The organism is Novosphingobium sp. BW1, from assembly GCF_008107685.1.
Taxonomy (GTDB): domain Bacteria; phylum Pseudomonadota; class Alphaproteobacteria; order Sphingomonadales; family Sphingomonadaceae; genus Novosphingobium.
Map to the genome: position 1 here is coordinate 1 of NZ_VIRF01000040.1, position 26,965 is coordinate 26,965.

The 26,965-nt window shown below is 65.0% G+C and carries 21 protein-coding genes; 7 read left to right on the top strand and 14 right to left on the bottom strand.

The genetic code is table 11. The features are described 5' to 3' along the window. The first annotated feature begins 180 nt into the window (after positions 1-180). Positions 181-633, top strand: a complete 453-nt coding sequence (locus tag FMM79_RS01390; RefSeq protein WP_371710581.1) for a hypothetical protein — start codon at positions 181-183, stop codon at positions 631-633. Positions 634-728: 95 nt separating this feature from the next. Continuing rightward, positions 729-965: a helix-turn-helix domain-containing protein gene (locus tag FMM79_RS01395; protein WP_148625474.1), complete on the top strand. Its 237-nt coding sequence runs from the start codon at positions 729-731 to the stop codon at positions 963-965. Between the two features lie 55 nt (positions 966-1,020). Here FMM79_RS01395 and FMM79_RS01400 read toward each other — a convergent pair whose 3' ends face one another. Beyond that, positions 1,021-2,445: a L,D-transpeptidase family protein gene (locus FMM79_RS01400; protein ID WP_371710583.1), complete on the bottom strand. Its 1,425-nt coding sequence runs from the start codon at positions 2,443-2,445 to the stop codon at positions 1,021-1,023. A gap of 68 nt (positions 2,446-2,513) precedes the next feature. After that, positions 2,514-3,224 (bottom strand): murein L,D-transpeptidase catalytic domain family protein, encoded by a 711-nt coding sequence (locus FMM79_RS01405; RefSeq protein ID WP_148625477.1) that lies wholly within the window; start codon positions 3,222-3,224, stop codon positions 2,514-2,516. Positions 3,225-3,426: 202 nt separating this feature from the next. Here FMM79_RS01405 and FMM79_RS01410 point away from each other — a divergent pair, with 202 nt between their 5' ends. Together FMM79_RS01410 and FMM79_RS01415 are read left to right on the top strand one after the other, a co-directional pair. Next, a complete protein-coding gene (locus tag FMM79_RS01410) occupies positions 3,427-4,518 on the top strand; it encodes a DNA topoisomerase IB (RefSeq protein ID WP_240338908.1) in 1,092 nt (363 codons plus the stop codon). Positions 4,519-4,571: 53 nt separating this feature from the next. Next, positions 4,572-6,056 (top strand): mechanosensitive ion channel family protein, encoded by a 1,485-nt coding sequence (locus FMM79_RS01415; RefSeq protein WP_240338909.1) that lies wholly within the window; start codon positions 4,572-4,574, stop codon positions 6,054-6,056. 24 nt (positions 6,057-6,080) lie between these two features. Here the strand turns inward: FMM79_RS01415 and FMM79_RS01420 are convergent, their stop codons facing one another. Continuing rightward, positions 6,081-8,774 (bottom strand): M1 family metallopeptidase, encoded by a 2,694-nt coding sequence (locus FMM79_RS01420; protein WP_240338910.1) that lies wholly within the window; start codon positions 8,772-8,774, stop codon positions 6,081-6,083. 225 nt (positions 8,775-8,999) lie between these two features. On the opposite strand from FMM79_RS01420, the gene FMM79_RS01425 reads away from it, so the two are divergent. Continuing rightward, complete coding sequence (locus FMM79_RS01425; protein WP_148625479.1) at positions 9,000-10,109, top strand: Fic family protein; 1,110 nt, start codon at positions 9,000-9,002, stop codon at positions 10,107-10,109. 122 nt (positions 10,110-10,231) lie between these two features. On the opposite strand, the gene rfbA is transcribed toward FMM79_RS01425, so the two are convergent. From rfbA to FMM79_RS01450, 5 genes are read right to left on the bottom strand one after another with little or no spacing between them, the layout of a single operon-like run. Then, positions 10,232-11,095 carry a glucose-1-phosphate thymidylyltransferase RfbA gene (gene rfbA, locus FMM79_RS01430; RefSeq protein WP_148625481.1) on the bottom strand — a complete coding sequence of 288 codons (864 nt, stop codon included), beginning with the start codon at positions 11,093-11,095 and terminating at the stop codon, positions 10,232-10,234. A gap of 47 nt (positions 11,096-11,142) precedes the next feature. Then, the gene (rfbD, locus tag FMM79_RS01435; RefSeq protein WP_148625483.1) at positions 11,143-12,033 is read right to left on the bottom strand and encodes a dTDP-4-dehydrorhamnose reductase; all 891 of its coding nucleotides are present in this window, start codon (positions 12,031-12,033) and stop codon (positions 11,143-11,145) included. Next, positions 12,030-13,097 (bottom strand): dTDP-glucose 4,6-dehydratase, encoded by a 1,068-nt coding sequence (gene rfbB, locus FMM79_RS01440; protein ID WP_148625485.1) that lies wholly within the window; start codon positions 13,095-13,097, stop codon positions 12,030-12,032. The genes rfbD and rfbB overlap by 4 nt, the downstream gene beginning before the upstream one ends. Positions 13,098-13,101: 4 nt before the next feature. Then, positions 13,102-13,668, bottom strand: coding sequence for a dTDP-4-dehydrorhamnose 3,5-epimerase (gene rfbC, locus FMM79_RS01445; protein ID WP_148625487.1), 567 nt, complete (start codon positions 13,666-13,668; stop codon positions 13,102-13,104). Positions 13,669-13,712: 44 nt separating this feature from the next. After that, complete coding sequence (locus FMM79_RS01450; RefSeq protein WP_371710587.1) at positions 13,713-14,783, bottom strand: polysaccharide biosynthesis/export family protein; 1,071 nt, start codon at positions 14,781-14,783, stop codon at positions 13,713-13,715. A gap of 236 nt (positions 14,784-15,019) precedes the next feature. On the opposite strand from FMM79_RS01450, the gene FMM79_RS01455 reads away from it, so the two are divergent. Beyond that, entirely contained in the window at positions 15,020-16,828 is a 1,809-nt protein-coding gene (locus FMM79_RS01455) for a glycosyltransferase family 2 protein (protein WP_148625491.1), read from the top strand. Between the two features lie 373 nt (positions 16,829-17,201). After that, positions 17,202-17,753, top strand: a complete 552-nt coding sequence (locus tag FMM79_RS01460) for a hypothetical protein (protein WP_148625493.1) — start codon at positions 17,202-17,204, stop codon at positions 17,751-17,753. A 48-nt stretch (positions 17,754-17,801) separates the two neighbouring features. Here the strand turns inward: FMM79_RS01460 and FMM79_RS01465 are convergent, their stop codons facing one another. From FMM79_RS01465 to FMM79_RS01490, 6 genes are all read right to left on the bottom strand, one after another. After that, entirely contained in the window at positions 17,802-21,605 is a 3,804-nt protein-coding gene (locus FMM79_RS01465) for a glycosyltransferase (protein ID WP_148625495.1), read from the bottom strand. A 76-nt stretch (positions 21,606-21,681) separates the two neighbouring features. Next, a complete protein-coding gene (locus FMM79_RS01470) occupies positions 21,682-22,329 on the bottom strand; it encodes an ABC transporter ATP-binding protein (RefSeq protein WP_148625497.1) in 648 nt (215 codons plus the stop codon). Continuing rightward, positions 22,326-23,108, bottom strand: coding sequence for an ABC transporter permease (locus FMM79_RS01475; protein ID WP_148625499.1), 783 nt, complete (start codon positions 23,106-23,108; stop codon positions 22,326-22,328). The genes FMM79_RS01470 and FMM79_RS01475 overlap by 4 nt, the downstream gene beginning before the upstream one ends. Before the next feature lie 14 nt (positions 23,109-23,122). Next, positions 23,123-24,304: a capsule biosynthesis protein gene (locus FMM79_RS01480; RefSeq protein ID WP_148625501.1), complete on the bottom strand. Its 1,182-nt coding sequence runs from the start codon at positions 24,302-24,304 to the stop codon at positions 23,123-23,125. Positions 24,305-24,421: 117 nt separating this feature from the next. After that, positions 24,422-25,234, bottom strand: a complete 813-nt coding sequence (locus FMM79_RS01485; protein WP_148625503.1) for a DUF5672 family protein — start codon at positions 25,232-25,234, stop codon at positions 24,422-24,424. A 28-nt stretch (positions 25,235-25,262) separates the two neighbouring features. Further along, on the bottom strand, positions 25,263-26,912 hold the full coding sequence (locus FMM79_RS01490; RefSeq protein WP_371710591.1) for a glycosyltransferase family 2 protein: 1,650 nt from the start codon (positions 26,910-26,912) through the stop codon (positions 25,263-25,265). Between the last annotated feature and the right edge of the window lie 53 nt (positions 26,913-26,965).

The following is a 26,965-nucleotide window of genomic DNA, read 5'->3' on the forward strand; positions in this document are numbered from 1 at the left end:
GCCACCACCACCCCCGCCGCAGCCCGAAAGAAGACCGGCGAGGGTGGTGTACGCCAAAACACTTTTCAAGTTCATGTAACCGCCCCGTAATATGTCGGAATTGTCTTTCCTTCAATTCAAGGGGGCGTGCAATACTTGTCTCTAGAAGCGTGACTAAAAACCGTGACTTGTGCGAATTTCATGGGTGTCGTGCAGGGGCCCCGCACGGCCGGTCTCACCGGCATCGGGACGCCGGGCTTGCCTCGGGCGGGCGCATGGATCAGGAAGGCCGCCATGAGCGAAGCGTCAAAATCGTGGGATAGCGAACTGGTCTCCAAATGGCTGGAGGCGCGCATTCAGGCCGCCGGCCGCGATCAGGCCGCCGCCGACCGGCGCGGCTATGGATCGGAGGAGGACTACGACAAGGCGGCCGCCGAGGAATGGGCCTGTCGCCGCCTGAAGATGTCGGGTTCCCTGGAAGAACAGGCCACCTTTGCGAGCGCAATCAAGCGCCTGCTTGATCAGGACGACTATCGCATCACCGGCATTCACGACGATCGCCGGGTCGAGCGCCACATCCGCGCCACCTTGCGCAAGATTGCCAAGATGACCAAGGCCAACGAAGGGTTCGAGAACCGGCTGCGGTATCAGTGAAGGCAGCCAGCGAACCCGTGTAACGCGCGAGGAGGGCGCTTGCCTATGCCGCGTGGTTCCCTATGGCGAGGGAAACCCAGCAACAGGCGGATACCATGACTGCACCATCAGACCACGCAAAGCGCGAGCACTTCGCCCACTGCATCCAGATTTTCGGCGGCCCGGCGGCCTTCTCGCGCCGCATCGGGATTGATGAGCGCGCTATTCGCCGGTTCGCCAATGGCGAGCGCGAACTGAGTGCGGGCCTGCTGGAAGACACCGCAAAGGAACTGCGCCGCCTGATCCTCGAGGCGACCGCCGCCGAGGAAGAACTGCGCGCCTCCCTCGATTGAGGCCCGGGACCACCTGCCTGACAGGCGGGCGGGCTCCGAGCGTTCTCAGGGCTCCTTAGGGGCCGACGTCCTGCGAACCTGCCTTCAGCACGTGGCGCGCGCGTTCGCCAAAGCCCAGCTTGCGGGCCACGCGCGTGTCCCAGTCGTAGGGATCGGCGTGGATCGAGGGCTTGCCCTCTTCATCCAGGACAACCGTCTGGTAGAGCAGGCGTACCGGGATCTCGCGCGGGAGCGCCACGAAGGTTTCCTCACCGGTCTCACGCGCGGTGGTCCATTCCTCGCTCAACCCGGCGTGGCTGGCGATCAGCGCGGCGAAACCCAGCGCATCTTCCACCCGCACACAGCCATGGCTGCGCTGGCGCTGGACTTCGTCGAACAGCGCCTTGGCGGGCGTATCGTGGAGGTAGATCGCATGGTCGTTCTTCATGTCGAACTTGACGAGGCCGAGGGAGTTTTCCGGGCCGGACTGCTGGACGATCCAGCCATCCTTGCGGGCCATGTTGTTGGCGCGCAGGTATGCCGCGCCCTTGCCCGCCAGCTCCTTCTCCTCGATCGAGCGGGGCACGGTCCAGGTCGGGTTGGCAACGAGGCGGTAGATGGGTGAGCCCAGCTGGGGCGTCTCGTGGCCCGGCTCGCCCACCACGGCCTTGCGGCGGTCGGCCACCTTGCCCTCGCGCCAGTAGGTCAGGCGCCCGGTCGCGGTGTTGACGTCGATACGGGTTTTTGGCGCCTCGCGTTCGAGCCAGCGCAGCCGCTCCATCGCGACGGCCAGCGCGCGGGCCCGGTCGGCATCGGAAAAATTCAGGATTTCCAAGGCATCCTTGCCGATGATGCCATCGGGGTCGATGCCGTAGTCGGCCTGCATACGCTTGACCGCCGCGACCATGTTCTCGGTGTAGCGCTGCCCGGCCGCGCGGCCCGCTGCGCTCGAAAGATACCCCGAGGCGGCAAGCTGGCGGGCAATGGCGGGAACGCGCGGGTCCTCGTCTCCGGCTTCGAGCGGTTCCTCGGGCACAGGGATCTCGGGCGAGGGGGCAGCCTTTTTCCCCGCGAGCGCCAGATAGGCCTTCGAGAGCGCTCCGTACGCCCCATTGTGGGGCGCAAGGCTGTCCAGCCAGTCGTCCACGTCCCCTTGCGCCAGCGCCTTCGCCAGCCCGGCCTTCAGGTCGGGATCGTTGCGCGGCACCGTATAGACCTCGTAAAGTTCACCGGGATCGCTGGCGCCCCGAGCAAGCGCGCTGGCGTACAGGAGCGCGGCCTTCGTCATCGCCGTCTGGCCCGCGGCCGATCCGGCGTCCTCGGGCACCTCGAAGCGTACGTGGTCAAGGCCATGTTCGGCCCGTTCCCCGATAGCTTCGCGCAGATCCTCGATCGATCCGGACGTCCAGCGGGCCTCCCCCTCGGCTTCCGAGGAGCCTGAGCACCCGGCCAGTGCAGCCGCACCGATCAGGGGCAGGATTCCGGTTCTCGCAATTCGCACGCATTTCTCCCTATTCATCAGGGAGGACTAACCGCGCCCGAATACAAAGGTTGCGCACACACGTGCGCTCAGGCCCGGTCGGCGTAGATCATCCGGCCTTCGCCCAGGAACGCGAAGACATCGTCGAGTTCCTTCTCGCCCACCGCAAAGCACCCCTGGCTGCGGCCGAGCATGCCGTGTGTGCGCAGCATGTCCGGGTTGGCGTACCAGGCGCTGTGCAGCACGATGGCGCGCTGAAGCGCGTTGTCGTTCGTCGCATCAAGGCCGCTGAGGCGCTGCGAGCGGCCATGCTGGCCTACGTAGTAGTTGGAGGTGACATAGGCTCCCCGGCTCGACGCGTTCGAGCCCACCGCGTTGGAAAAGCTCTGCACAAAGCCGGTGTGGGCCGGGTCGGACCCGGAGCCGTGCGAGACGAGCAGTTGGGTCGCCTTGCCCGCTTCGAGGTCGAGCAGGTGCATGCGGCGCTCCGACGACGCCTCGGAAAAGTCGATCAGCGCAATCCGGTCCCGGCGGCGCAGCGAAGAGGCGTGGGTATCCATTGCCTGACGCGCCCGCTCCAGGAGGCCCGGGTTCACCGGGAACTCGACAGGATCAGGCGCTGCACGCGCGGCCACCTTGCTCGCCTGCGCACCCGGCGTTGCGGCGCGCGCGGGGGGAGTGGCACGTGCGGCCGGATCGGAAGTAAACGCGGAAGATCGGAACAGGAATGCGCCTAGTGCGACCGCGCCGCCGGAGCGAACAAGGGCCCGACGATCAAGTTTCGATTTCAGTTCTGCCATGCCCTCAATATAGGAATTCCCTATTTATTTTAAAGAGGCGGGAACTTTTCGATAATTCGCGCAAACTGTTCATAACTGAACATTTATTCGCACTTTCCCCGTCCTTCCAGACTGTTCGCTCCTGCGCCGGGAACCCGAAGGGCAGGGCTACGCGTTAGCAGGAGGTCATATCTCCCCGACCGGCAAGGAGGCCGAGACCCGCGTGCTGGCGATACCCGATGAAACCCGCAAGACCCTCGACCAGGAGGTCGACCAGAAGATCGAAGGGGCCAACGGGCTCGTGCATGTCGATCCTTCCATTCCCGGCTTTTCGCGCCGGGCGCTGAAGCACGGCTTTGGCTATTACGACACGCACAAGAAGCGCATCCGCGATCGCGCGACGGTCACGCGCCTCGACGCCATTGCCCTGCCGCCCGCCTATACTGACGCCTGGTTCGCGCCTATGGCCAACGCCCATATTTTGGCGACCGGAAAGGACGCGGCCGGTCGGCGCCAGTACCGCTATCACCCGCGCTTTCGCGAATGGCGCGAGACAATCAAGTATGAGCGCATGCTCGACTTCGCCGCCAGCCTGCCAACGATCCGTGAGGAGGTTTCCCGGCACTTGCGCCTCCAGGGCCTTCCGCGCGAGAAGGTGCTGGCAACCGTCGTGCGGCTTCTGGAGACCACCATGATCCGGGTGGGTAACGCCAACTACGCGCGGCGCAACAAGAGCTATGGCCTGACCACCTTGCGCTGCCGACACGTCTCGGTCGAGAAGTCCAAACTGCGCTTCGACTTCAAGGGCAAGAGCGGGCGGAGCTGGCGCCTCAAGGTCACGGATCGGCGCGTGGCGCGGATCGTCAAGGCCATGCAGGACCTGCCCGGCCAGCACCTCTTCCAGTACCTGGACGAGAATGGCGAGCGCCGGGAAGTCAGCTCCAGCGACATCAACGCGTACCTGCGCGACATTTCCGGGCGCGACATCACCGCCAAGGATTTCCGCACCTGGAGCGGCACCGTCCTCGCCGCCATCGCGCTCAGCGAATACGAACTCTTCGACAGCGAAGCCGCCGCCAAGCGCAATATCCGCGAGGCCATCGAGGGGGTCGCCGCGCGGCTTGGCAATACGCCCGCCGTCTGCCGCAAGTGCTACATCCATCCTGAGGTCTTTGAGGCTTATCTGTCGCGCGAACTGACCGAGGCGGCGCTCGAAGGCATTGCCGCCGAACTCGATGAAGACCCCGGCCATCTCGATCTCGAAGAGATACTGGTGCTGGCTTTCCTGCGCCGCCGTCTCGGGACCAGCGCCTGATGCGCGCCTGCGTTTCCTCGCGGAAACTTTGCCGCCAAGACGCCCGGGCCTGGTTGCCCGATTGCCAGCGTGGTGCGATCATCTCCGCGATGTTCCACCAGCTATCCCTTGCCATCTCCCCTACCGCCTTGCGACAGGCGCGGCTCCTGCGCTTCGCGGCCGCGTTTCTCGCGCTCGTCACAATCGCTCCGGGGCCAGCGTTCGCCCAGTTGGAAACTGCCCTTGGCACGCAGGTCGAAGAGGCCGAAGGCGAGAGCGCGCCGGGCGCCGAGCAGGTCATCTCCGACAAGCAGGACGAAGGCGCCGACACCCGCATGGCCATGCGCATTCGCGGCATCTTCTCCGAATTGCCTGCCTTCCAGGATGTAAAGGTCACGGTACGCCAGGGCGTGGTGAGCCTGACGGGGACCGTGCCGGAGACCTCCGACATCGCGCGTGCCGAAGGGATTGCGCGGCGCGTCTCGGGCGTCGTGACAGTCGACAGCGCGCTCCAGCGCGACCTCTCGCTTGCCGCAAGCGCCGACACGCTGGGATCGCTCCAGGGGCGCCTCGAACAGTTCGTGCAGGTCCTTCCGCTGGTCGGGATTGCGGTTGCCGTTGCCTTCGGGATTGGCCTTGTCGGCTATGCCCTCGCCGGATTGACCGGGCTCTGGCACCGCGTTGCCCCCAACAGCTTCCTCGCCGAATTGATTGCCAGCGCCATCCGCTTCGCCTTCGTCGTCGCGGGCCTCATCGTCGGGCTCAACCTCGTCGGCGCGGAGACCCTCTTGGGCGCGGTACTGGGGGGCGCGGGCCTGCTTGGCCTGGCGTTGGGCTTTGCCTTGCGCGACACCATCGAGAACTACGTCGCCTCACTCATGCTCAGCGTGCGCCAGCCTTTCCTCCCCAACGATCATGTCGTCATCGACAGCTATGAAGGCCGGGTCATCCGCCTTACCAGTCGCGCGACGATCCTGATGACGCTGGAAGGCAACCACTTGCGCATCCCCAATTCGCAGGTCTTCAAGGCGGTGATCCTCAACTACACCCGCAATCCGCAGCGCCGCTTCCAGTTCGACCTGGGTGTCGATGCCGACGACGATGCGCTTGCCGCCCGCAGGCTCGGGCGTGACACGCTTAGAAAGCTGGCCTTTGTCCTGGACGATCCGGGCCCTGAGGCCCGCGTGCTGGAGGTGGGAGATTCCAACGTCGTGCTGCGCTTTCTGGGCTGGATCGACCAGGAGGAGAGCGATTGGTACAAGGCGCAGAGCCTGGCCATCGTCGCGGTGAAGACAGCGCTGGAGGAGGCAGGCTTCGGCTTACCCGAGCCGATCTACCGCCTGCGTTTCGATCCTCGCTCAGCCGCCGTGCCTCTCCCGCAAGGTCCGGCCCCCGCCGCGCCCGAGGCCGCAGCAAAGCCGCGATCGGCCTCGCCGGTGGAGGCACAGTCCGAGGACGTGCGCCCCACTGACGAGATCCGCGACATGGTCGAGGCCGAACGGGCCGCGTCCCGTGGTGGGAAGGCAGACCTTCTCGACGAAGCGCGGCCCGTCGAATGAACGAGTGGCCCGTGCGGATCGCTCTTAACGGTCCTGGAGCCAGGCCGCGATCTGGGCACGCTGGCGCGGACGGTCGCGCAGGCGCACCTTAAGGCGGGCAAGCGCCTCGCTTACCGGCTTGGCCTGGTCCGCCGGGATCCCGGCGATGTAGTCCTCGAGCGTACCCACCATCTCGGGATTGGTGCTGGCGCGCACCAGACGCGCCTGGAAGCGCGCACGGCCCGAACTGGAGACCAGCGTTTCGACCGCGTCTTCATGCCCGCGCACGAAGTTCCAGGCGAGGTCGGGGTGCACTCCGGCAACGGCCACGATCATCTGCGCGCCGCTGGTGGCATCGGGGGTGCCCGAAATGGCAAGGTCCAGCGTCTTGCGTGCCAGGTCCGCATCCTTCGCCTCGCCAAGCGCGGCGTAGTAAAGCTGCCGCTCGACGATGGAATTCGCCTTTTCGGCGAGCGACTTCATCAGGTCCCAGTCTTGGGGCGTCGCGTTCGCGGCGGCCACGGCCAGCCAGGTCGACTTGAGCGGGCCGTCCAACGCATCGGGATTGGTGGCAAGCGCCTGGAACCGGCTGCGGGCCTCTGCCACGACGGCCGGATCGCCCATGCCTCCAAGGTCGCGGATGAGTTCGGCGCGAAGCGCGGTTGCGGTGAGGTCCTCGCTCTCACGCGGCTCGAAGCCGAGCGCGGCAAGGCGCGGCCCGTAGATCGCCGAAGCCAGGTCGCGCAGCTGTGCCTTGGCCCCGTCATCTTCAAGGATTTCGTGGAGCGCGGCATAGAGGCTGGCAACATTGCCCGTCAGCACCGGATCGCTGTCGGCCGGAACCGCCGCGATGAAGTCCATGCCGACCGCAAGGTCCTGGTAGCCCGCCATGGCCAGCGCGAGATTGTCACGCACGAGGCCGTACTGGTCGATGGCAGACAGGCCTGCGAAGCCATCGAGAACACCGCCCAAAGCCTCCTTGCCATAAAGCGTGCGGTAGTATCCCAGCTGCCCCGAATTGACGAGAGCCGGGCCACAGCCTTCAATTGTCACCCGGTCGGTCTTGCCGGTCATCAGGTGCTGCACCGGCTCGTCTTCACCCGCGCTCAAGAGCAGCGGGATCGGCCAGGTCTGCGCGCTCGTGCCGCTCGTGTCCTCAAGCGAGAATTCGCCCTGGGCAAGCTCAAGCGTGGTCTTGCCCGCCGCGCATGTCGCCGAAGTCACCCGCACCAGCGGAACCCCGGGCTGCGTAGTGAAGGCCTGGGCGATACGGTTGATGTCCGTGCCGCCAGCCTGTTCAATCGCTTCCCACAGATCCTTGCTCTGCGTGTTCGAAAAGGCGTGCGCCTTCATGTAGCGGCGAAGACCCTCGCGCCAGGTGTCAGGCCCGGCGTAGTGTTCGAGCATGGTGATGACCGCCTGGCCCTTCTGGTAGGTGATCCCGTCGAAGGCCTGCTCCATCTCGGCCACGGTGCGCACGTGCTGGACGACGGGGTGCGTGGTGGCGAGCGCGTCCTGCGACATCGCGCCCTCGCGCCCGTCGATCTGGCCCAGCAGCCAGTTCCACTTCGGATTGAAGTGCGCGGTCGCCTTGGCGGCCATCCAGCTGGCGAACCCTTCGTTCAGCCACAGATCGTCCCACCAGCCCATGGTAACGAGATCGCCGAACCACTGGTGCGCCATCTCGTGCGCCTCGACGCTGTAGATGCCTTGCTTGAGCCCGGGGCTGGTCAGCTGGGGATCGAGCAGGAGGAGGCGCTGGAAGGTCATGATCGCGCCCCAGTTCTCCATCGCGCTGAAGAACTGCGAGGCACCCGGCGCGGTGACGTTGTCGAGCTTGGGCAGGGGAAAGCGCACGCCGAAGTAGTCGTCGAAGTAGGGCAGCAGCTCGGCCATCGAGTCGCGCGCGTACGTCATCTGCGCGCCCGTGCCCGTGGGCCCGACAATGCCGGTCTCGACCCCGTCGGCGGCCGTGATCGCCGAGCGTTCGAAATCACCGCTGGCAAAGAACAGCAGGTAGCTGCTCATGCGCGGCGTGGTGGCAAAGGTCACGCGCTTGGTGCCGTTGCCCAGGTCCTCGCTCTCGGCGACCGGCATGTTGCCGATGGCCATGTCCCCGGCAGGCACCACGGCGCTCAGATCGAAGGTCGCCTTGTAGCTGGGTTCATCGAAGCTGGGCACGAAGCGGCGTGCATCGGGGGCCTCGAACTGGGTGAAGAGGCCGCGCACGTCCTTGCCGGTGGCAGGATCGGGATAGTCGAGCGCGAAAAGCCCCGCAGCTTGCGTCCCGATGGGCCCGGTATAGGCGATATCAAGACGGTAGCGCCCGGCGGCAATCGTCTCGGGCGCGGCGAAGGTGAGGGTCTGCGCCTCGGCGTCGGCACTGGGCGCCAAGGTGATCGGCGCGCCGCCCTCCTTGGGCAGCAGCGTGGCCGTTGTGACGGTCAGCCCGTTGCCGTTGAGCGTGAGCGAGGGCGTGGCCTCGAACACCTGGAGGTCGATGCTCACGCTTGCCCCAAAGGAAAGCGAGGCCGCGTCGGGAACCAGTTGGATAGTGTAGTGCAGCGGGCGCGCGGTGCGCGGGAGGCTGCTCGGGATCGTCTCGGACAGCGGCGCGAGCTTCGCGTTCTCGGCCGAGATCGAGGGCATCGCAACATCGCGGGCCGAAGCGCTCTGGCAGAGCATGAAGGCTAGAACGGCGGTCGCCGTAGTGGCGCCTGCGCGAAGTTTGCGACGCATGATTGATGTCTCCTGGCATGCGGGGGAAGGGGATGGACATGAGCGTAAAGGGAATTTTCATTCGTCGCCAGCCCCGAAGATTACGCGCCTGAGGAAGGACCTTGCGCAGCTTGCTGAAATCGGGCGCATTTCGGGTCGCCCGTATTGGCAGCTATGATTGATAACCTGCATCCTATAAATCATATTATCTTGAATAATGATCTATAGAAGGCCATTCCTTCGATCATGCACTGGAATTGGCAACAGCCCGACTGGCCCGACTTCACCTACGATCCCGCCGCGCTGCGCGAGGAGGAGGACAGGTTCCTCAAGGGGGCGGGCGTGGTTGTCGGTGCCATGACCCATCTCGCCCCGCAGGACCGCGAGCAGCTGACCATCGCGATGATCGCGCAGGAGGCGGTCGACAGCTCGGCCATCGAGGGCGAAGTGCTCGACCGGGCGAGCGTGCAGTCCTCGGTGGCCCGGCACCTGGGCATCAAGGCCGACACCCGCAGGGCCAATGCCGCCGAGGCCGGGGCCGCCGAACTCATGGCCGATCTCTATCGCACCTACGCCGAACCGCTGAGCGAGGCGATGCTGCTACGCTGGCACGCCATGCTCATGAATGGACGCCGCGACCTGCACGCTATTGGCAGCTACCGCCGCCACGCCGATCCGATGCAGATCGTCTCGGGCGCGCTGCATGCGCCCAAGATCCATTTCGAGGCGCCGCCCTCCGCGCAGGTTCCCGGCGAGATGGGCCGGCTCATCGTCTGGTTCAACGAGACTGCGCCGGCAGGCTCTGCGCGCAAGGGCGCCCTGACGCGTGCAGGACTCGTCCATCTCTGGTTCGAATCGATCCACCCCTTTGAGGACGGCAATGGCCGCATCGGCCGGGCGCTCGCGGAGAAGGCGCTGGCGCAATCGCTCGATGCGCCGGCCATCACCGCGCTTGCCGAAACCATCCAGCGCCGCCGCAAGGCCTATTACGAAGAGCTGCACCGCGCGAGCCGCTCCAACGCGGTGGATGCCTGGCTGGCCTGGTTCGCCGACACGGCGCTTGCCGCACAGGCGCGAAGCCGGGATCACGTCACTTTCCTGATCGCCAAGACGCGCCTGTTCGACCGCCTGCGCGGCGCGATCAATGAACGGCAGGAAAAGGCCTTGCTGCGTATGTTTGCGCAGGGCCCCGATGGCTTCGAGGGAGGCCTCAGCGCGGCGAACTACCGCACGATCACAGGCGCACTCTCCGCCACCGCGACCCGTGACCTTGCCGAACTTGTCGCATTGGGCGCCCTGCGCCGGGAAGGGGAGCTGCGCTACACCCGCTATTATTTGGCTCTCGGTGGGTCATAGTCTTTAAGCGATAATATTTGTTATGTTAAATTTGTGGCGGCGTCGACCTGACGGCCTATGATCAATCGGCTGCCGCTCGGCGGCGCCCAGACCTCATAGCCTGAAAGGCACCAGACGGAACCTCAATCCAGCAGGTTCTTCAGGTAGCGCCCATAATCCGACTTGCCGAGCTTCGCGATTGCCGCTTCCAGCTCCACCGCGCCGATAAAGCCCTTGCGGAACGCGATTTCCTCAGGCGCCGCGATCTTGAAGCCCTGCCGCTTTTCGAGCACACGCACGAAATCCGCCGCATCCAGCAGACTGTCGGGCGTACCGGTGTCGAGCCAGGCGTAACCGCGGCCCATGATCTCGACCGCAAGCTCGCCGCGTTCGAGGTAGGCCTTGTTGACGTCGGTGATTTCGAGTTCACCGCGCGCCGAGGGTTTGAGGTTGGCGGCGATGTCGACGACCTGGGCGTCGTAGAAATAGAGGCCCGTGACCGCCCAGTTGCTCTTGGGGACGGCAGGCTTTTCCTCGATCGAAAGCGCCCGCATCTCGGTGTCGAAATCGACCACGCCGTAGCGTTCAGGATCGGTCACATGATAGGCAAAGACGCTGGCGCCGACCGTCTTTTCCTGCGCGTTGGCCATAATTTCGGGCAGGCCGTGGCCGTAAAAGATATTGTCGCCCAGGATCAGTGCAGAGGGCTGCCCAGCAACGAAGTCGGCGCCTATGACATAGGCCTGCGCGAGCCCGTCGGGGCTCGGCTGTTCGGCGTATTCCAGCGACATGCCCCACTGCGAACCGTCGCCCAGCAGTTCGCGAAAGGCGGGCAGGTCGCGCGGGGTGGAGATGATCAGCACCTTGCGGATACCCGCGAGCATAAGCGTGCTCAGCGGATAGTAGATCATCGGCTTGTCGTAGACCGGCATGATCTGCTTCGAGGACGCCAGTGTCATCGGGTAGAGACGCGTGCCGGAACCTCCGGCCAGAATGATACCTTTCATGGGGTAACCTTCCCGAACTTGGTCATTTTCTAAAATCCAGGGCCAGCTCAGTCAGCCTCGGCCAGAAGCCGGACGACGATCGGACCGAGCGCATCGCGCCAGGCGGGCAAGGCCACGCCATGGGTCCGCGCGAGCTTGCCGCAGTCGAGCCGCGAATTGGCAGGACGGCGTGCGGGCGTGGGGTAGTCCGCCGTGGTGATGGCATTCACGTGCGCCGCAGGCCCACCATGGCGCGCGCTCGCCGCGAAAATAGCCTCGGCGAATTCGGCCCAGCTGGCCTCGCCTGCGGCGGTCATATGAAACACGCCTCGCAAGGCGGGATCGCTGTCGGCGATCAGGTTCTCGGCCACCTTGAGCACGCCATCGGCAATGTCGAGCGCGCTCGTCGGGTTGCCGCGCTGGTCGCCCACCACGCCCAGCGTATCGCGGGTCTGGGCAAGGCGCAGCATCGTCTTCACGAAATTGGCGCCAAAGGGGCTGTAAACCCAAGCCGTGCGCAGGATCGCGCTGTTGCCCGCATGGGCCGCCAGAACGGCGTGCTCACCTGCCAGCTTCGAGGCACCATAGACGCCCGTTGGCCCGGTCGCATCGTCCTCGGTCCAGGCACGTTCGCCCGTGCCGTCGAAGACGTAATCGGTGGAGAGGTGGACCAGCGGCACGCCGAGCCTCTCAGCCACGGCTGCGATGGCCCCGGCTCCCCGCGCGTTCACGGTATCGGCCAGATCGGGCTCGCTCTCGGCCTTGTCGACCGCCGTATAGGCCGCCGCCGACACGATCACGTCGGGCGTTGCAGCTTCCAGCGCCGCTGCGATGGAAGCGGTGTCGGTGAGGTCAAGTTCCGGCCGCCCGAGCGCGAGGATCTCATGCCCGCGCGCCGGTGCGCGCTCGATCAGGCTGGTGACCACCTGCCCGGTCTTGCCGGTAACCGCGATTTTCATGCTGTTTCCTTGCCTTCGGCCAGCTTCAGCCCGAGACGCGCGCCATCGTAGCGTGCGCGCAAAGGCGCCCACCACCACTCGTTCTCAAGGTACCAGCGCACCGTCCTGGCGATGCCGCTGTCGAAGTTTTCCTGCGCCTTCCAGCCCAGTTCGTCCTCCAGCTTGCTGGCGTCGATCGCGTAGCGCGCGTCGTGCCCGGGACGGTCGGCGACGAATTCGATGAGATTTTCACGTGGGCTGTCGGTGGGCACCAGCGTATCGAGTTCGCGGCAGATCGTGCGCACCACGTCGATGTTGCGGCGCTCGTTGCGCCCGCCCACATTGTACGTCTCGCCCACCCGCCCCGTCGCGATGATGACATCAAGTGCGCGGGCATGGTCTTCCACGAAGAGCCAGTCGCGCACGTTCTCACCCTTGCCGTAGACCGGCAGGGGCTTGCCTGCCAGTGCGTTGAGAATCGTAAGCGGGATGAGCTTCTCGGGAAAATGGTAGGGCCCGTAGTTGTTCGAGCAGTTCGAAACCACCACCGGCAAGCCGTAGGTGCGCTCCCAGGCCTTGGCGAGGTGGTCCGAGGCGGCCTTCGAGGCCGAATAGGGCGAACTGGGATCGTAGGGCGTGGTCTCGGTGAAAAGGCCCTCATCGCCCAGCGACCCGTAAACCTCGTCGGTGGAAACGTGCAGGAAGCGGAAGGCCTCCTTCGCTTCGCCTTCCAGCGTGCTCCAGTAGGTCCGCGCCGCCTCCAGCAGCGTGAAGGTGCCCACCACGTTGGTGTGGATGAAGTCGGCAGCCCCGGTGATCGAGCGATCGACATGGCTTTCGGCCGCCAGGTGCATGATGCGCTGGGGCTGGAACTCGCCGATGGCCGCGTCCATGGCCGCGCGGTCGCGGATATCGGCTTTGAGGAAGCGGTGCCGTGCGTTGCCTTCGACTTCCTTGAGCGAAGCTTCGCAGCCCGCGTAGGTCAGCGCATCGATGGTAAGGACCTCGTAGCCCTTCTCCAGAACGAGATGGCGCACCAGAGCCGAGCCGATGAAACCGGCGCCCCCGGTCACGATAACGCGCATGGGTTCAGGCTCCTTCGTACTGAAAATAGGCCGGCAGGTCCGCCAGCGAGGGCTGAACCCGGTCCTTGCCCGAAAGCGTCTCGCGGTCGGCTACGTCGGGCCAGGCGATAGCGATCTCGGGGTCGTCGAAGGCGAGGCCCTTGTCGCATTCGGCGCTGTAGTAGCCGGTCACCTTGTAGCAGATCACCGTGTCGGGCTCGAGCGAACAGAAGCCGTGGGCAAAGCCGGGCGGCACCCACAGCTGCTTGCCGTTCTGCGGGGTGAGCGTCTCTCCCACCCACTGGCCATAGGTGGGCGAGCCCACGCGGATGTCCACGGCCACATCGAAGAGCGATCCCGCCGTGCAGCGCACCAGCTTGCCCTGCACGTGCGGCGCGCTCTGGAAGTGGAGCCCGCGCAGCGTACCCGCCTTCGCGCTTAGCGATTCGTTGTCCTGGACAAAGACATGCTCACCGCAATTCTGCGCAAAGATATCCGCGCGGAACGTCTCCGCGAAATAGCCACGCTCGTCCCCGATGTGGCGGGGCGTGAACAGCTTAACATCGGCAATATCGAGGGACTGTACCTGCATAGAAGTCGTATCGAACCTTTCGAAGCACAAATGGCTAGCCTGACTTAGTTGCCGAGGGTGTTCGCCAGACTGGTAACGGTGACAACCGGCGCGAACAACTGACTGATCATCTGAATCAAAGCGCGGGGCTGGTTGGCTTCGGCATTGCCGAAATACAGAATGTCATCGTCGCGCAGGGCGAATTGCTGGGCGAGGAAATAGGTCGGCGTCTTCATCATGTTGAAGTGATAGACGACAGGATCGCTGCCATCTGGCCCGTTGAAGCGCAGCAGGAAGACTGCGGCGGGATCCGCCGTGCTGCGGTCCGGACCGCCCGCATTGGCGACCGCTTCCATCACCGTCATCGTATCACGCGTGAACGGGAACTGCTGCACCCGCCCCGAAGCGCCCATGACCGAGTACATCATCGGCTCTGTCAGCACTGTCAGCCGATCCCCCGGATAGGCCTTGAGGTCCTGGTAGGCACCGGCCATGACCTTGCTCAGACGAATGCGCGCCTCGTTGCTCCCGCGCTTGACGCGCACCACGAGATCCTTGGCCTGCCCGCGATAGCCACCGGCCAGCGCAATGACATCGGACATGCTCTCCTGGTTGGTGTCGAGGACGAGCCGTCCCGGCCGCGCGACCTCTCCAGCCACGATCACCGAATTGGTGATGATCTGCTGGCGGTTGACCAGCACCTGGGGGTTCTGCGAAAGGTTCGCCAGAGCCTTGCGGATCTGTTCCTGCACTTCGGCAACCGACTTGCCCACGACATGCAGGGTTCCGGCGTAGGGGATCATGATATCCCCATCATCATTGACGCGGTTCGCCGGCAGGGTCTGCATCTTGACGGCCGGATCGAAGCTGCCGGTCAGCTCGGACGACGCGCCGCTGCTGCCGAACAGCGGAACCCCGGCTTCGTAGATGCTGATTGCCAGGACATCGCCCGGGCCTATCATGTCGGTTGGGGGCGCCTGGCGGCTCGGCAACTGCCATTGCACGGGCGCGAGGGCGGGCGGCACGGTTTCCGCGCTATCCACCTCGACGAGGCGGATCTGCGGGCCGCTCGCGGCTTCCTGCAAGTCCTCGATGGATTCCTGCACCTGGCTGCCGGTCGGGCCACTGCGCGGCAATGTTGTGCATCCTCCCAGTATGGCGAGGGAGAAAACCATCAAGATATGTCTGAATTCCATGCGTAAACGCGTGCCAATCTGTTATAGGATCGATCCACCTAACGAATAACCTTGGGCAGGCCTAGCCCGAAGTGTCGTCCATTCCCAGTCGGGCGCCATCTCGGGTACTGTCAAGGCGACCCCCGCAAGACGCCCCCCGAAGATCCGGGGGACTTGCCAGCTGCGATACGACACCTGTGACGACTTCTGAATTTCATCGTTTCCTGGCCATTTTCAGAGACACGTTCCTGCTCCTCGTGTGCCGGCCGGACAAGGTGGCCAGCGCGGCTTGGTGGCGGCTTTGCGGCAAGCGGTTGCGCGCGCGCCATCGCCTGCGCGAAGGCTTGGCCGTCCTGCCCCTTCGCCATCAGCGGATCATGGAAGCGGACGCGAACGCGGATCGTGCCTGTCTGGAGGCCTCGGGGGGGGCAGGGGATGCGGACATCTGCGTCCATATCCATCTTGCCCGCACCACCCCTCCCGAAGCGGCGCGCCGGGCTCTCGCCTCGGCCTGCCGGCAGAGCCTGGCGCCAGCGAGAGTGCTCGTGACATGTGAGGAGGATGTCGCCCCCCCCTGCGTGCGCCATGCCCTGATCGAGATCGTGCCCGGCACTTTTGCGAGCCGCCTGCACGGCCTCCACGCTGCCCTGGCCCGCGCCCATGCGCTTGGTGCGCACCTGCTTGTGCCGCTCGAGGACACCGCGCGGCTGCCGCGCCAGGCCTTGCGCGGCTACGCGGCCTACCGGATAGCTTGCGTTCCCGGGACACACGGTGCGCTGCTTTACGCCGACGAGGACACGCCCGGCCAGTTCGGGCTGGGCACACGACCTTGGCTGAAGCCGCAATGGGACCCGCGCCTGTTGCTGGCCCAGGACTATCTGACAGGCGCCTGCGCGCTGCCGGTGGCCGCCCTCCTCCACGCGTTCGAGAGCACCCCGCCGCGTGAAGGGGAAACGCTGTTCGAACGCCTGCTTGCCTGGACGCGCGCGAAGGCGCCCAGCGTGCGGCACATACCGCGCATTGGCGCCCGCCGCTCCCCCGATGCCTGGCGGGACGGAGCCGAGGCGCGCCGCGTGGCCGTGGCCCGTGTCCTGGGTGAGACCGGCGAGGCCAGGACAGGGGAACACGGCGGGGTTCGGGTCGATTGGGCCCTGCCGGTTCCGGCGCCCCAGGTCAGCATTGTCATCGCCACGCGCGACAAGGTCGACCTGCTGCGCACCTGCCTCGAAGGCGTGCTCCACGCCACCGACTACCCCCACCTCGACATCGTCGTGGCGGACAACGACAGCCGTGAACCCGAAACACTGGACTATCTGGACAGCGTAGCGCGCGACCCGCGCGTGCAGGTGGTGCGCTGGCCCCACCCCTTCAACTATTCGGCTATCAACAACCATGCCGCCCGCTTTGCCCGGGGCGAATTCCTGTGCCTTCTCAACAACGACATCGAAGTCATCGCTCCCGACTGGCTGGCACACATGGTGCGTGAAGGCGTCCAGGACGGGGTCGGTGCGGTCGGCGCGCGGCTCCTCTATCCCGATGGCACGATCCAGCACGCCGGGGTTGCGATCGGGATCGGCAATGCCGCGGGCCATGTCCACCGTGGCCTCCCCTCCGGCGAGCCGGGCTACTTCGCGCAGGCGCATGTCACGCGCGGGGCCAGTGCGGTCACCGCCGCGTGCCTGCTGGTACGCAAGGCGCATTTCGATGCCGTGGGGGGGCTCGACGAGACACACCTCGCGGTCGCCTACAATGATGTGGACCTGTGCCTCAAACTGCGCGCGCAGGGCCTTGCCAACATCTACGCCCCGGCGGCCACCTTGATCCATCACGAAAGCAAGTCACGTGGCCTCGACTTCGCTCCCGAGCACATGGCCCGCTACCTGCGCGAGCTGGGCGTCTTTCAGGAGCGCTGGGGAACCGTGGGGCACATCGACCCCTGGCATCACCCGCGCCTCGATGCGGCCAGCGAGATTTATGCCGACAGCCATGGCTCCAGCCCGCGCTGACACCAGGCAAGAGTTTTCAAGACACTTAGGACCTTTTTCGTTATAGGGCGCCCCTGCGCGAAACGACAGCGCCGCCCTGCCGTTGACGCAGAGCTGTACATAAGGAGATGCTCATGGAGCTCAGACGATGGTATTTCGCAACAAATGAGCGGGGCGTAATCGAGGCCGCCGGTCTCATCGAAACGGCCGTCAAATCCTGCTTCCGCAATACGCACCTGGAACCAATTTGTATTTATAATGGGTCCAATGCGGATCAGATCGCCTGGCTTGAGTCTCTGAACGTGACCGTCCTCCGCCACGCTCAAGCTTCGCGGATGCCCTCGAGGTCGGCTATGGCAATAAGTACAGGATATTTTCCGGACACTGGTTGCGGGTGGATATCCCCATCCTCGAAACCCGCGATGACTTCGTGCTCTATACCGACGTCGACGTCATCTTCCTGAAGCATCCCGAACTCAAAGAGCCCGTCGATATACTGGGCGTCGTCCCGGAGGAACGCGACGGGGCTATCATGTTCAACAACGGTGTCATGGTGATGAACGTGCCCGCATTGCGGGCCGATCACGCTTCGTTCGTCGCGGCCATTCGCGCGCGCGTGCTCAACGACTTCAAGTACCCGGCGCACGATCAGGCGAGCTACAATCGCCGCTACCGCAAACGCTTCACCGAAATGCCCCGGTCGCTCAACTGGCGGCCCTACTGGGGGCGCAACGCGGACGCGGCCATCGTCCACTTCCACGGCCCCAAGGCCGATCAGGCGCGGGCGCTCGAACGGGGCGAGGCTGGGGACATCCATCCCCCGCTCCAGGCACTCTGGCAAAGTGATCCGGAGGGCTATCGGTACTACTGCGAGATCTATGAGGATCTCGAACGCGGCGAAATTGGTCAAAGCAGCGGCAGGCTGTCTGAAACCACCCCCCGCTGAGCGTGACTCAACGCAGGGCGGTGGGGCACCCGAGAGTGCCCCACCGCCCTATCCGGCGGGCAGTGCCGCCTGAGCCAAACTGTCCAGAACAAGCCTGTCATAACGCGCCAGGTCATCTTCGACACGGCGGTTGGCGAACGTCCATTCCCGCAGCGCAGCGCCGTCACGGCGCAGATCCTCGGGCCGGTTGAGGCGGCGCACGATCTCGTCCGCCCAGGCCTGGGCACGGTTGGCGAGCAGCGTCACGCCCGGCTGCGCCCCTGCGCCTTCGAAGGTCGCATAACTCTGCACCTTCGAGGCAAGGACCGGCAAGCCCAACGCCCCGTAGTCGAGCACCTTGAGATCCGACTTGAAACGGTTGAAGGCGGTGTCGAGAAGCGGCGCGATGCCCAGGACCTCGCCTGCGATCTGGCTGCAAAGCCAGGGCACGAAGTGCCGGTAGGACCTTTCGCGTGCCTCGACGGCGAGGGTGTCGACCCACTCGGGCAAATCCGCCGCCGAAGTCCCCCCCACCAGCGTCAGCCGCAGGTTGGGGATCTTGCCCCGTGCGAGCGCGATCGCCTCGAGCGCGAATTCGAGGTCCTCGTGATGGCTCGGCCCGCCCATGTAGAGAAGGCGCGGCTCAAAGCGCTGGCGCGGCGCGGGAAGGGCACTCCACAGCCGCCCGGACACCCGGTTTTCCACGATATGCACCGCGGCGTTGAAGGGCCGGACCGCGTCCGCCAGCGCCGGGGTCGATACGATCACGCCCTGTGCAGAGCGCAGCAGCTTCTCGAGGTAGGGCCGATAGGCCGCATAGAACCCCTTGGTGTCCTTGTCCGCCGGAACGGCCATCAGGTCATCGTCGAGCTCGAACAGGAAGGGCGTCTGCGTCTCGGACGCGGCCACGAGGAACCTGTCGACAAGCGCCGCGGGCATCGCCGTGCGCTGGATGATTGCGCCGGAGACTGTGCGCAGTCTCATCTTTGCGATGAGGCCGGCCGGCGTGGAGCGAACATAGTCAACCGGCCGGTCGAGCGCGTTGCGCGTGCGCTCCCACACCCGGATCTCGGTCGACGGGAAGGCATCGCGCAGGCGCGGACTGCCCGGACAGACCGTCGCCACCTTGGGTATCTCAGCGCCAACAGGCGCACCGCGGTAGACGTCGAGATAACGCGAAGCCATCTGTCGGCACGACTGGCCCGTCCCGCGCCGCTCCTGCCAACGGGTCGCGGCAAGTCCCTTTGCCATCAGTTCCTCGCGGTCTGCGGCAATCGCGCTGAGGCGCGCATAGACCCCCTCGGATGTCATATCCTCAAGGACCCAACCCGCGCCGCAGTCCTCCATCCGTCGCCGCAGTGTCGGAAAATCGAGGACAACCACCGGCAGGCCTACCGACCACATCTCGGTGAGCGTGTGGCAGTACGTCTCGTCCCAGACCGAGAACACCGCCCCGAAATGCGGTGCGATCCTGCGGACCTTGTCCGCAAAATCGGCGCGGTCATAGCGGCCGTGGAGGTGCATGCGGGCAGGCTTGGGGCCCTGGAGAGCCGAGAGGTGGACGCCCCCCAGGATGTGGAACTCGAAGTGGCCAAGCTTGTCGAGTTCCAGCAAGCCCGCAATCAGATCGAGACCCTTGGCCTTGTCGATATTGCCCGGGACCAAAATGCGCACCGGGCTATCTCCGCTCGGCAAATGCTGGAGATTTTCGAAGCGATTGAAATCACGCCCGTGGGGAATGACGTGGAAGTGTTCGGCCGGGATCGAGGGCATCGCGTTCAGAACGCGGTCGCGTGCGCTGGGCGACGTCGTAACGAACGCATCGCAGTGGGCGATCGCTTCGGCCATGCGCGCACGCCAGTGATGGACCCAGGCGTTCTTGAGCGGAGGAATGGCAGGGTCCTGCCAGAGTTCAACCTTGCAGGCGCCCGTCCCGGCCGTGCAGGTGCCACCGCAGAAGGTGTTGCTTTCATCGAGCAGCTTGAGGCTCGGGCACAGCGTGTAGAAATCGTGGAGCGAATAGACCACCCGGGCGCCCGAACGCTTCGCGATGCGCGGCAGATTGAGACTGTGCCAGCCCAGATGGCGGATATGGATGACATCAAGGTCGAGCGTGGCGATCCATTGCGCGACGATCATGTCGTATTCGCTCGAACGGTGGGTGACCGGCTCTATTGGCTGCGCCAGGCGGTGTTTGCGCAGGCTTGTCGTCGTGCCCTCGCGGTAGTGGCTGAGTTCCAGTTCGCGCGAATCGCAGCGCAGAACGAAGCACTCGAAGGTCTCCTCGAGCGCCCCCATGAGATCCGCGTTGGTCTGCGGGGTCCCCCCTGTGCGGGTGGAAAGAACGAACAGCGCGCGCGGCAGGACACCTTGCGCACCGGTGCAGTCGCGCAAGGCCAGACGGGCCCGATGGCGCGCCATCGCGATCGCGCCACTGGTCGTGAAGGTCCCGATCAGCGCCTTGTATTCCGGGTAGCGCGCATCGACGACCTGGCGCCCCGCCGCCATGTTGACGTTCTTTTCCTCGCCAAAGCTCTTGGACCTGTCGTGGAAGACGTAAGTGGCATCGTCGATCAGGTTGAACCAGCCTGCGCGCATCGCGCGCATGCAGAAGTCGTTCTCCTCGCCATAGCCGCGCGGGAACGCTTCGGCATCGAGAGGCCCAAGCGCGTCGACCGCGGCGCGGCGGATGTACATGCAAAAGCCGTTGCCGGTCGGAACCTCGGGATAGACGCGCAGGCTGCGGCGCCGGAAGGCGCGTGCGAAGGTGGCTTCATCGATGCCCGGCGGCAGCGGGTTGTCGTTGCCGATGTTCGGCGCCGAGAACGCACCGGCGCGGTCCGACATCGCCGTGACCGTCGCGACCTGATCGCGCGAGGTCGCCGCAGCATACATACCCTCGATCCAGCCCGGGGTGACGCGCGCATCCGAATTGAGGATGATGACATCGGCCCTGCCCGTTTCCTCGAGCCCCCGATTGACGGTGCGGGTGAAACCCAGGTTCTGCGCATTGCGCAGAACCTGGAAGCGCGGCTCGTCGGCGAGCGTGGCCAGCAGTTCGCCAATGGCCGGATCGGGCGAGCAGTCGTCGATCAGGAGCACCTCGACCTGGTCCGGGGTAAAGGCCCGCAACCGCGCGATGCAGGTGCGCACATCCTCCAGCGCATTGTAGATCGGAACCACGACCTTGACGTGTCCGGGCGTAGCCTCAGCAAAGACCGAAGGGCTCCTCCCGATCCGCTCGCCCGCAGGCTCCGCAATCGTGATCTGCCCCTCGATGCGCGTGCCGTCGGGAAACGCGACGGCCACTTCGACCGGCCCCGGGTTCATGAGATAGAGCGGCAGGTCCAGCGCAAAGCCCCCCTGCCCCGCCGTATGGCCTTGCTTGTCGAGGTCCGGACGTCGCCCCTCGGTGCGCATTTCCGCGAAGAATTCGCCATCGATCAGCAGGCGCAGGGTCAGGACCTCGCCGCGGCGGGCCTTGTTCGCCGCCCACCCGCTGATATGGCTGCCCGAAAGCAACTCGATCCAGCCGTCATACCCCTCGGCATAGGCCTGTGTGCGTCGATTCTCGTGGACGCCGTGCAGCACGTAGTGCAGCAGCGGGTTCATCTGCGCCTCGGCCACATCGGGATAGAGCCCAAGGTAGCCCAGGGTTGAAAAGGCCTCGGACGGATCAAGCCCTTCGCGCCATCCCGCAAGGAGATAGTGGGCCAGAGCCTCGTGCATGTTGTGCTCGTCGTTTCCGCTCGCATTCCGGTAGAATTCGAGATCGAAATACGGAAGGCACAGCGCGATATGTTCGGCCGCGATACCTGGATTGCTGCGCGCACCTGGACCGAACCTGCGACTCCGGAACCCTTTCAACTTCATTCGTCTCTCTCTCCGTTCCGGACCGCAAGGATCCGTGCGTGCTGGCGGCTATCGGACTGCAGATAGAACCTGGATCTTAGAATTCGGCGTAGATTTTCAACGCCTTGCCCACATCCTCGTACATGGTGGCCACCCCCTCGTTCAGGACAATCGCGCGGTTGCAGTACTTCTTGACCATCGAGGTGTTGTGCGACGCCAGCAGCAGTGCACGGTCGTCGCGCTCGCGGAAGAAGGCCGCCTCGCACTTTTTCTGGAAGGACTGGTCGCCCACCATGATGACCTCGTCGATCAAGTAGCACTCGAACTCGATCGCGAGCGAGAGCGCGAAGGCCAGGCGCGCGCGCATACCCGAGGAATAGGTCTTGACCGGCATGCGCAGCTGCCCGCCCAATTCGGTAAATTCCTCGATGAAATCGCGCATTTCCCGGTAGGGCTTGTCGTAGATCCGGGCAATGAAGCGGGCGTTGTCGAGGCCCGTGAGGCTGCCCTGAAAGCCGCCGTTGAAACCCAGCGGCCACGAGCAGGTCATCTTGCGCACGATCTTGCCCTGGGTCGGCATCTCGACACCGCCGATCAACCGGATCAGGGTCGACTTTCCCGCGCCGTTGCGGCCCAGCACGCCGATGCGATCGCGCGGATTGATCTCGAAGTCGACCCCGCGCAGGACCGACTTGCTGACCCGTCCGCTGCGATATTCCTTATGGACGTTGCGGCAATAGATCATGAGACCGCCACCATGCGGCGAACCCGGCGGCACAGGACAAGTCCCGCCACGAGACAGGCAAAGGTCACCGTCAGGGCTTTGGGAATATCGTAGTACGGTAGAACCGCGTCACCAAACAGCCCTGCCCGCATGAGTTCCATCCCGGTCACGAACGGCGACCACATGAGATAATCGCGCAAGGTCACGGGCAACCAGGCCGCCATATTGAAGACCCCGGAGAAGGGTATCGCAAGGTAGACGCTGACCGGAATGATCTTCTCGACGACTTCGGACACTTCGGACAAGGGCGCCAGAACAAGGCACACCGACAGCACGAAGCCAACGTAGATCGCCCAGCCCAGGATGAGCATACCCACATCGGCGGGAACCGGGAAATACCCGAAGAACAGCAGGACCGTGCCCCCGAAAAGATAGGCCATCATGGCCCCGATTGCCTCCAGCGAGACACGTACGAAGATGAAGTCGAGCACCTTGATCTGGCGGTGATAAAGCAGCGCGCTGTTGGCCACGAAGATCTTCGCGGATTGCGCGAAGGAATGGCGCATGAAGGTGAGCGGAATATAGCCGCTCACCACGAAGGGAATGACCCCGACGCCGTGGTTCTGGGGGCCCTTGAGGATCGACCAGGCCAGGCCGACCATCGAGGCGAACATCAAGGGCTCGGCCATGATCCATAGAAAGCCGATGTTCTCACGCCCGAACCGTGTCACCAGTTCACGGATCATCAGCGCCTTGATCACTTTCACCTGGACTCGCAAAGCCTGCGTGAAGCGTCCCATGCTGCCTTGCGTCCTCAATCGTCTGGCGCGTGTTCAAGGATACCGACGACCAGCATCCAGCCCACCAGATAGAGACACAGGCACGCGAACAGCACAGCTAGGATGCTGCGCAGGCGATGAGGAAGGCCCGCGTCATCGGGCAGGTTGGGTTCGACCACGCGTTCCAGGTAGTACTGCTGGCGCACGGCCTCGGCGCGCGCTTCCTCAAGCGAGGCGTTGGCGGCGGTGAGGACCTGCGTTGCGAACTCCTGCTCGACAACCAGGCTCTCGTAGCCGCTCATCTTCGAGGCGATGCCCCCGGGCGTCCCGACCGCCCGGCCGGTCTGCTGCGCCACCTCGCGCGAAAGTGCGGCCACGCGTTCGCGCATCGCCGGAATCGAAGGGTGATTGGGCGCGGCCCGCTCGACTTCGGCCAGCTTGGCGCGAAGGGAGGCCTCCTGCGCGATCAGTCCGTTGGAGACCGAAAGGACGCCCATGCCCTGCTGCTCGGGATTGAGGAGCTCGGCGCGATTTCGGTAGGCCGCGAGCTCCACCCGGGCCTTGCGCACGCGCGCCTGGGCCTCCTCGACGCGGGTCTGCGCTTCCGCGATGGCCTTGGAACGGATCCGCTCATTCAGCCGGTTCACCAGCTTTTCACCCAGACCGAGCAACCCCTTGTTGAGCTCTTGCGCGTCTTCCGGACGGAAGGCCTGTACGCGCAGCACGGTCAGGCCGGTCTCCGGCTCTGCGCCCACGAAAACCATTTCGTTGTAGAAATTGTACAGATCCTCGAAATTGCCCTCGTGGAATGGCTGCGGAAAGGAACTCAACCAGTCCGCCTCGGGCGCGGAGTAGATCTCGCGCACATTGATCGTGCGCGAGATATCGGTCAGCGCATCGCGCGAGCGCAGATAACCCAGGATTTCGCTGTTCTGTTCTTGGCCTCCGCCCAGCCCGGCGCTCTGCATGAAGCTACTGAACGACGACATCGACGTCGAGCGCCGGTCAGGCGCCTTGATAACAAAGTGCGACTCCGAGACATAGATGTCCGAGGCAATCAGGCCATAGTAGACCGTGGCCAGCAGCGTCGGGGCTACGACGAACAGGCAGAACCAGCGCCAGCTTTTCAGCCACTCACGGACCTTCGCCATCAGGCCAGGCCCCTTGTCCGAGCCCACGTCATCGGCCAGTCGTTGAAGATCATTGTCGTAATGCATGGTCTTTTATCTGAATTAGACTTCCCATCTCGGCAAGTCCGGGTTGCTTCACAGACGCACAGAGCGGTGCAAAAGCCAGCGGCGCACGAGACAAAGGAAAATGGCGGAACAGCGCAGTTACCCGGACTTACGTAGCGTCCTCTTTGCCACCGCATCGCGGCCGCGCATCCATATCATGTGCAAGGCCCGCAGCAAGGGACGATGCCCACGGCTTGTCGCATAAAGCAGATCCCGGAAATCCGGACGCAGGCTCGATCTTTCATCCAGCGAGCGGTACACCTGCCAGAAATCCTCCAGACCCAGCACTTCGGGCATCAGGAACACACCGTGGTAACCGAAGCTGTCCGCCGGATCACCCGCGCGTTCGGCCGCGAAGGCATCGGCCTGACCGCGCGGCGCAAAACGCAGGCCCCGCTCTTCAAGTCGCGCCCGGTTCGTCCGTCCGATCGCCACGTCCTCGGGATGATGTGCGTTGAAATCGGGGGAGCGGCACGCCTCCAGCAGCGCACGGCTGCGCAGCGAAAAGCCGCCGTTGCCGACATCATGCCCGTCGCCAAACTGCGGCCAGCTCGCGCCTACGTAATCGTACTTAAGGAACTCCGGGCGCCAGCGGCGCGCGTCAATGACATGCCCGTCCCACTGCGTGACAAGGCAATGCGAGGTCGTAACGTACTCGGCCAGACGTTCCAGGAGGAAAGCTGAGTAGGCGGCCGAGGACGTCAGCCGCGCGATCGGGACGACCCGGATCGCGGGATCGGCTTCGGGAAATAGAACGGGCACGTCGACGTCGGTGAAGAGCAGGACCTCGCCGAAAGTGATCTGGGCCATCGAGAGTTCAAGCGCGCGGATGGTTGCAGCCACGTTGACCGAGCTGACCGCACACAAGGTCACCTGCGGCAGTGCGAGCATCGTCGCGGGAGCGGGGGGCATCAGCCCATTGGCGCAAAAACGTTTCATCTTAAAGCCGCACCGCAAAGCGTTCGGAATAGGGGCTGAGTGCGGGGTGGTGGAACGGATCCACCGCCTCGCCAAGCGCGGCGACCTGCCCCTGCGCGCCGCCTGTTCCCCAGCGCGCCTTGAGCGCAGCCAGTTCACCGGCCAGACGCGCCGCGCCGACCGGGTCGCGGTCCAGCCCGCGTGACACCGATTCGTGGTGCACCAGCGTCGCGCGCGGCTCGTAGAAGGACTGCCAGCCTTGCGCGTTCAGCTTCAGGCACAGGTCGACATCGTTGAAGGCAACAGCGAAATTCGCGGCGTCGAAGCCACCCACCGCCAGGACCTTGTCGCGCCGAACCACCAGACAGGCTGCGGTCACGGCCGAGACGAACTGGGGCAGCGCGTGGCGGGCGAAGTAGCCGGTCTCATCCGGGTCCAGCAGACGATGGGCATGGGCTGCCCCGCCGCCGATGCCGATAACGACACCCGCGTGCTGGATACGCCCGTCGGGATAGAGCAGGCGAGCGCCCACCGCGCCCACCTCGGGCCGCAGCGCCTGGCGCGCCATCACCGCAAGCCAGTGGGGATCGCGCATCTCGATGTCATTGTTGAGGAAACAGACCAGTTCGCCGCCCGCTTCCTCCAGCGCGCGGTTGTTCATCGCGGCAAAGTTGAACGGGCCGGGATAGGCCAGTACGCGCGCGAAGGCAGGGTCGAGCCGCGAGAGGTACTCCAGCGTTGCCGGATCGTCGCTGCCGTTATCGATGACCAGCACGTCCAGCGCGCCGGGATAGTCGGTGGCGCGCAGGCCTTCAAGGCAGGTGCGCAAGAGATCGACCCGGTTGCGCGTGGGCACGATGACGCTGACCTGTGGCCAGCCCCCCTCCGGCGTCTCCGGCCGCGTGGACGCATCCAGCGGGCGGCGCGGCTCGGGGCGCGCGCGGCGGTGGTGCAGGATGTGGCGCAGATGCTGCGGCGCAGCTCCGCCTTGTGCCGCGAGCGCGCGGCCGACCAGACTAGCAATCCAGTTCTGGGCCGGAAGATCGGCTAAGTCTTGCGCCTCGACGCGAAGCAGCGAGGCACCGCTCAGGTAGTCGTGGTGCGCGAAAAGCTCCGCGTTCCAATCCGGCTTGAAATGGGGGGTATGCCGCTGTCCGCGCGGATCGCGCAAGTCGTCGTCGGCATAGACGATGCGTGTAAGCGGCAAGGCCGCCTGTGCGGCCGCACGGTACAGCGCGCCAGCGCCCGGCGCGAGGACATCGCCCGCGCGAAGGGGAAGGAGCCAGACGAAGCCCTCCGCATCCTGTTCGGCAAAATCGGTCCACAACGGAGGCGATTGGACCGCAACGGAGCGGGCCTGCACATTCTCCCGCGCGAGGCTGTCGAGAGTCTCCGTAAGCCCCTCGCCCTCGACGACCAGCGCCTTGATCCGCGGAGCATCCTGCGCCAGGGCGATCTGCGGCACGGTGCCAGCGCCCTGGCTCAGCCAGAGACGATAGGCGCGCGGCGAGGTGCCCAGCAGCGGCGCCATCTGCGCCCGCGCGCGCAGCCGCTTGCCCAGAAGGCGCCACCAGGCGGCCCGCACCCAAGCCAGAGGGTGCCGGCGCAGCGCATCGCCATGCACCGCCACGCGCAACAGCGCGCGCCCGGCGCAGCTGCGCGCCACTTGCACCAAATGGACACCTGTCAACATCGCTCCCACCCGGTAGTACGATTACCCGGCAA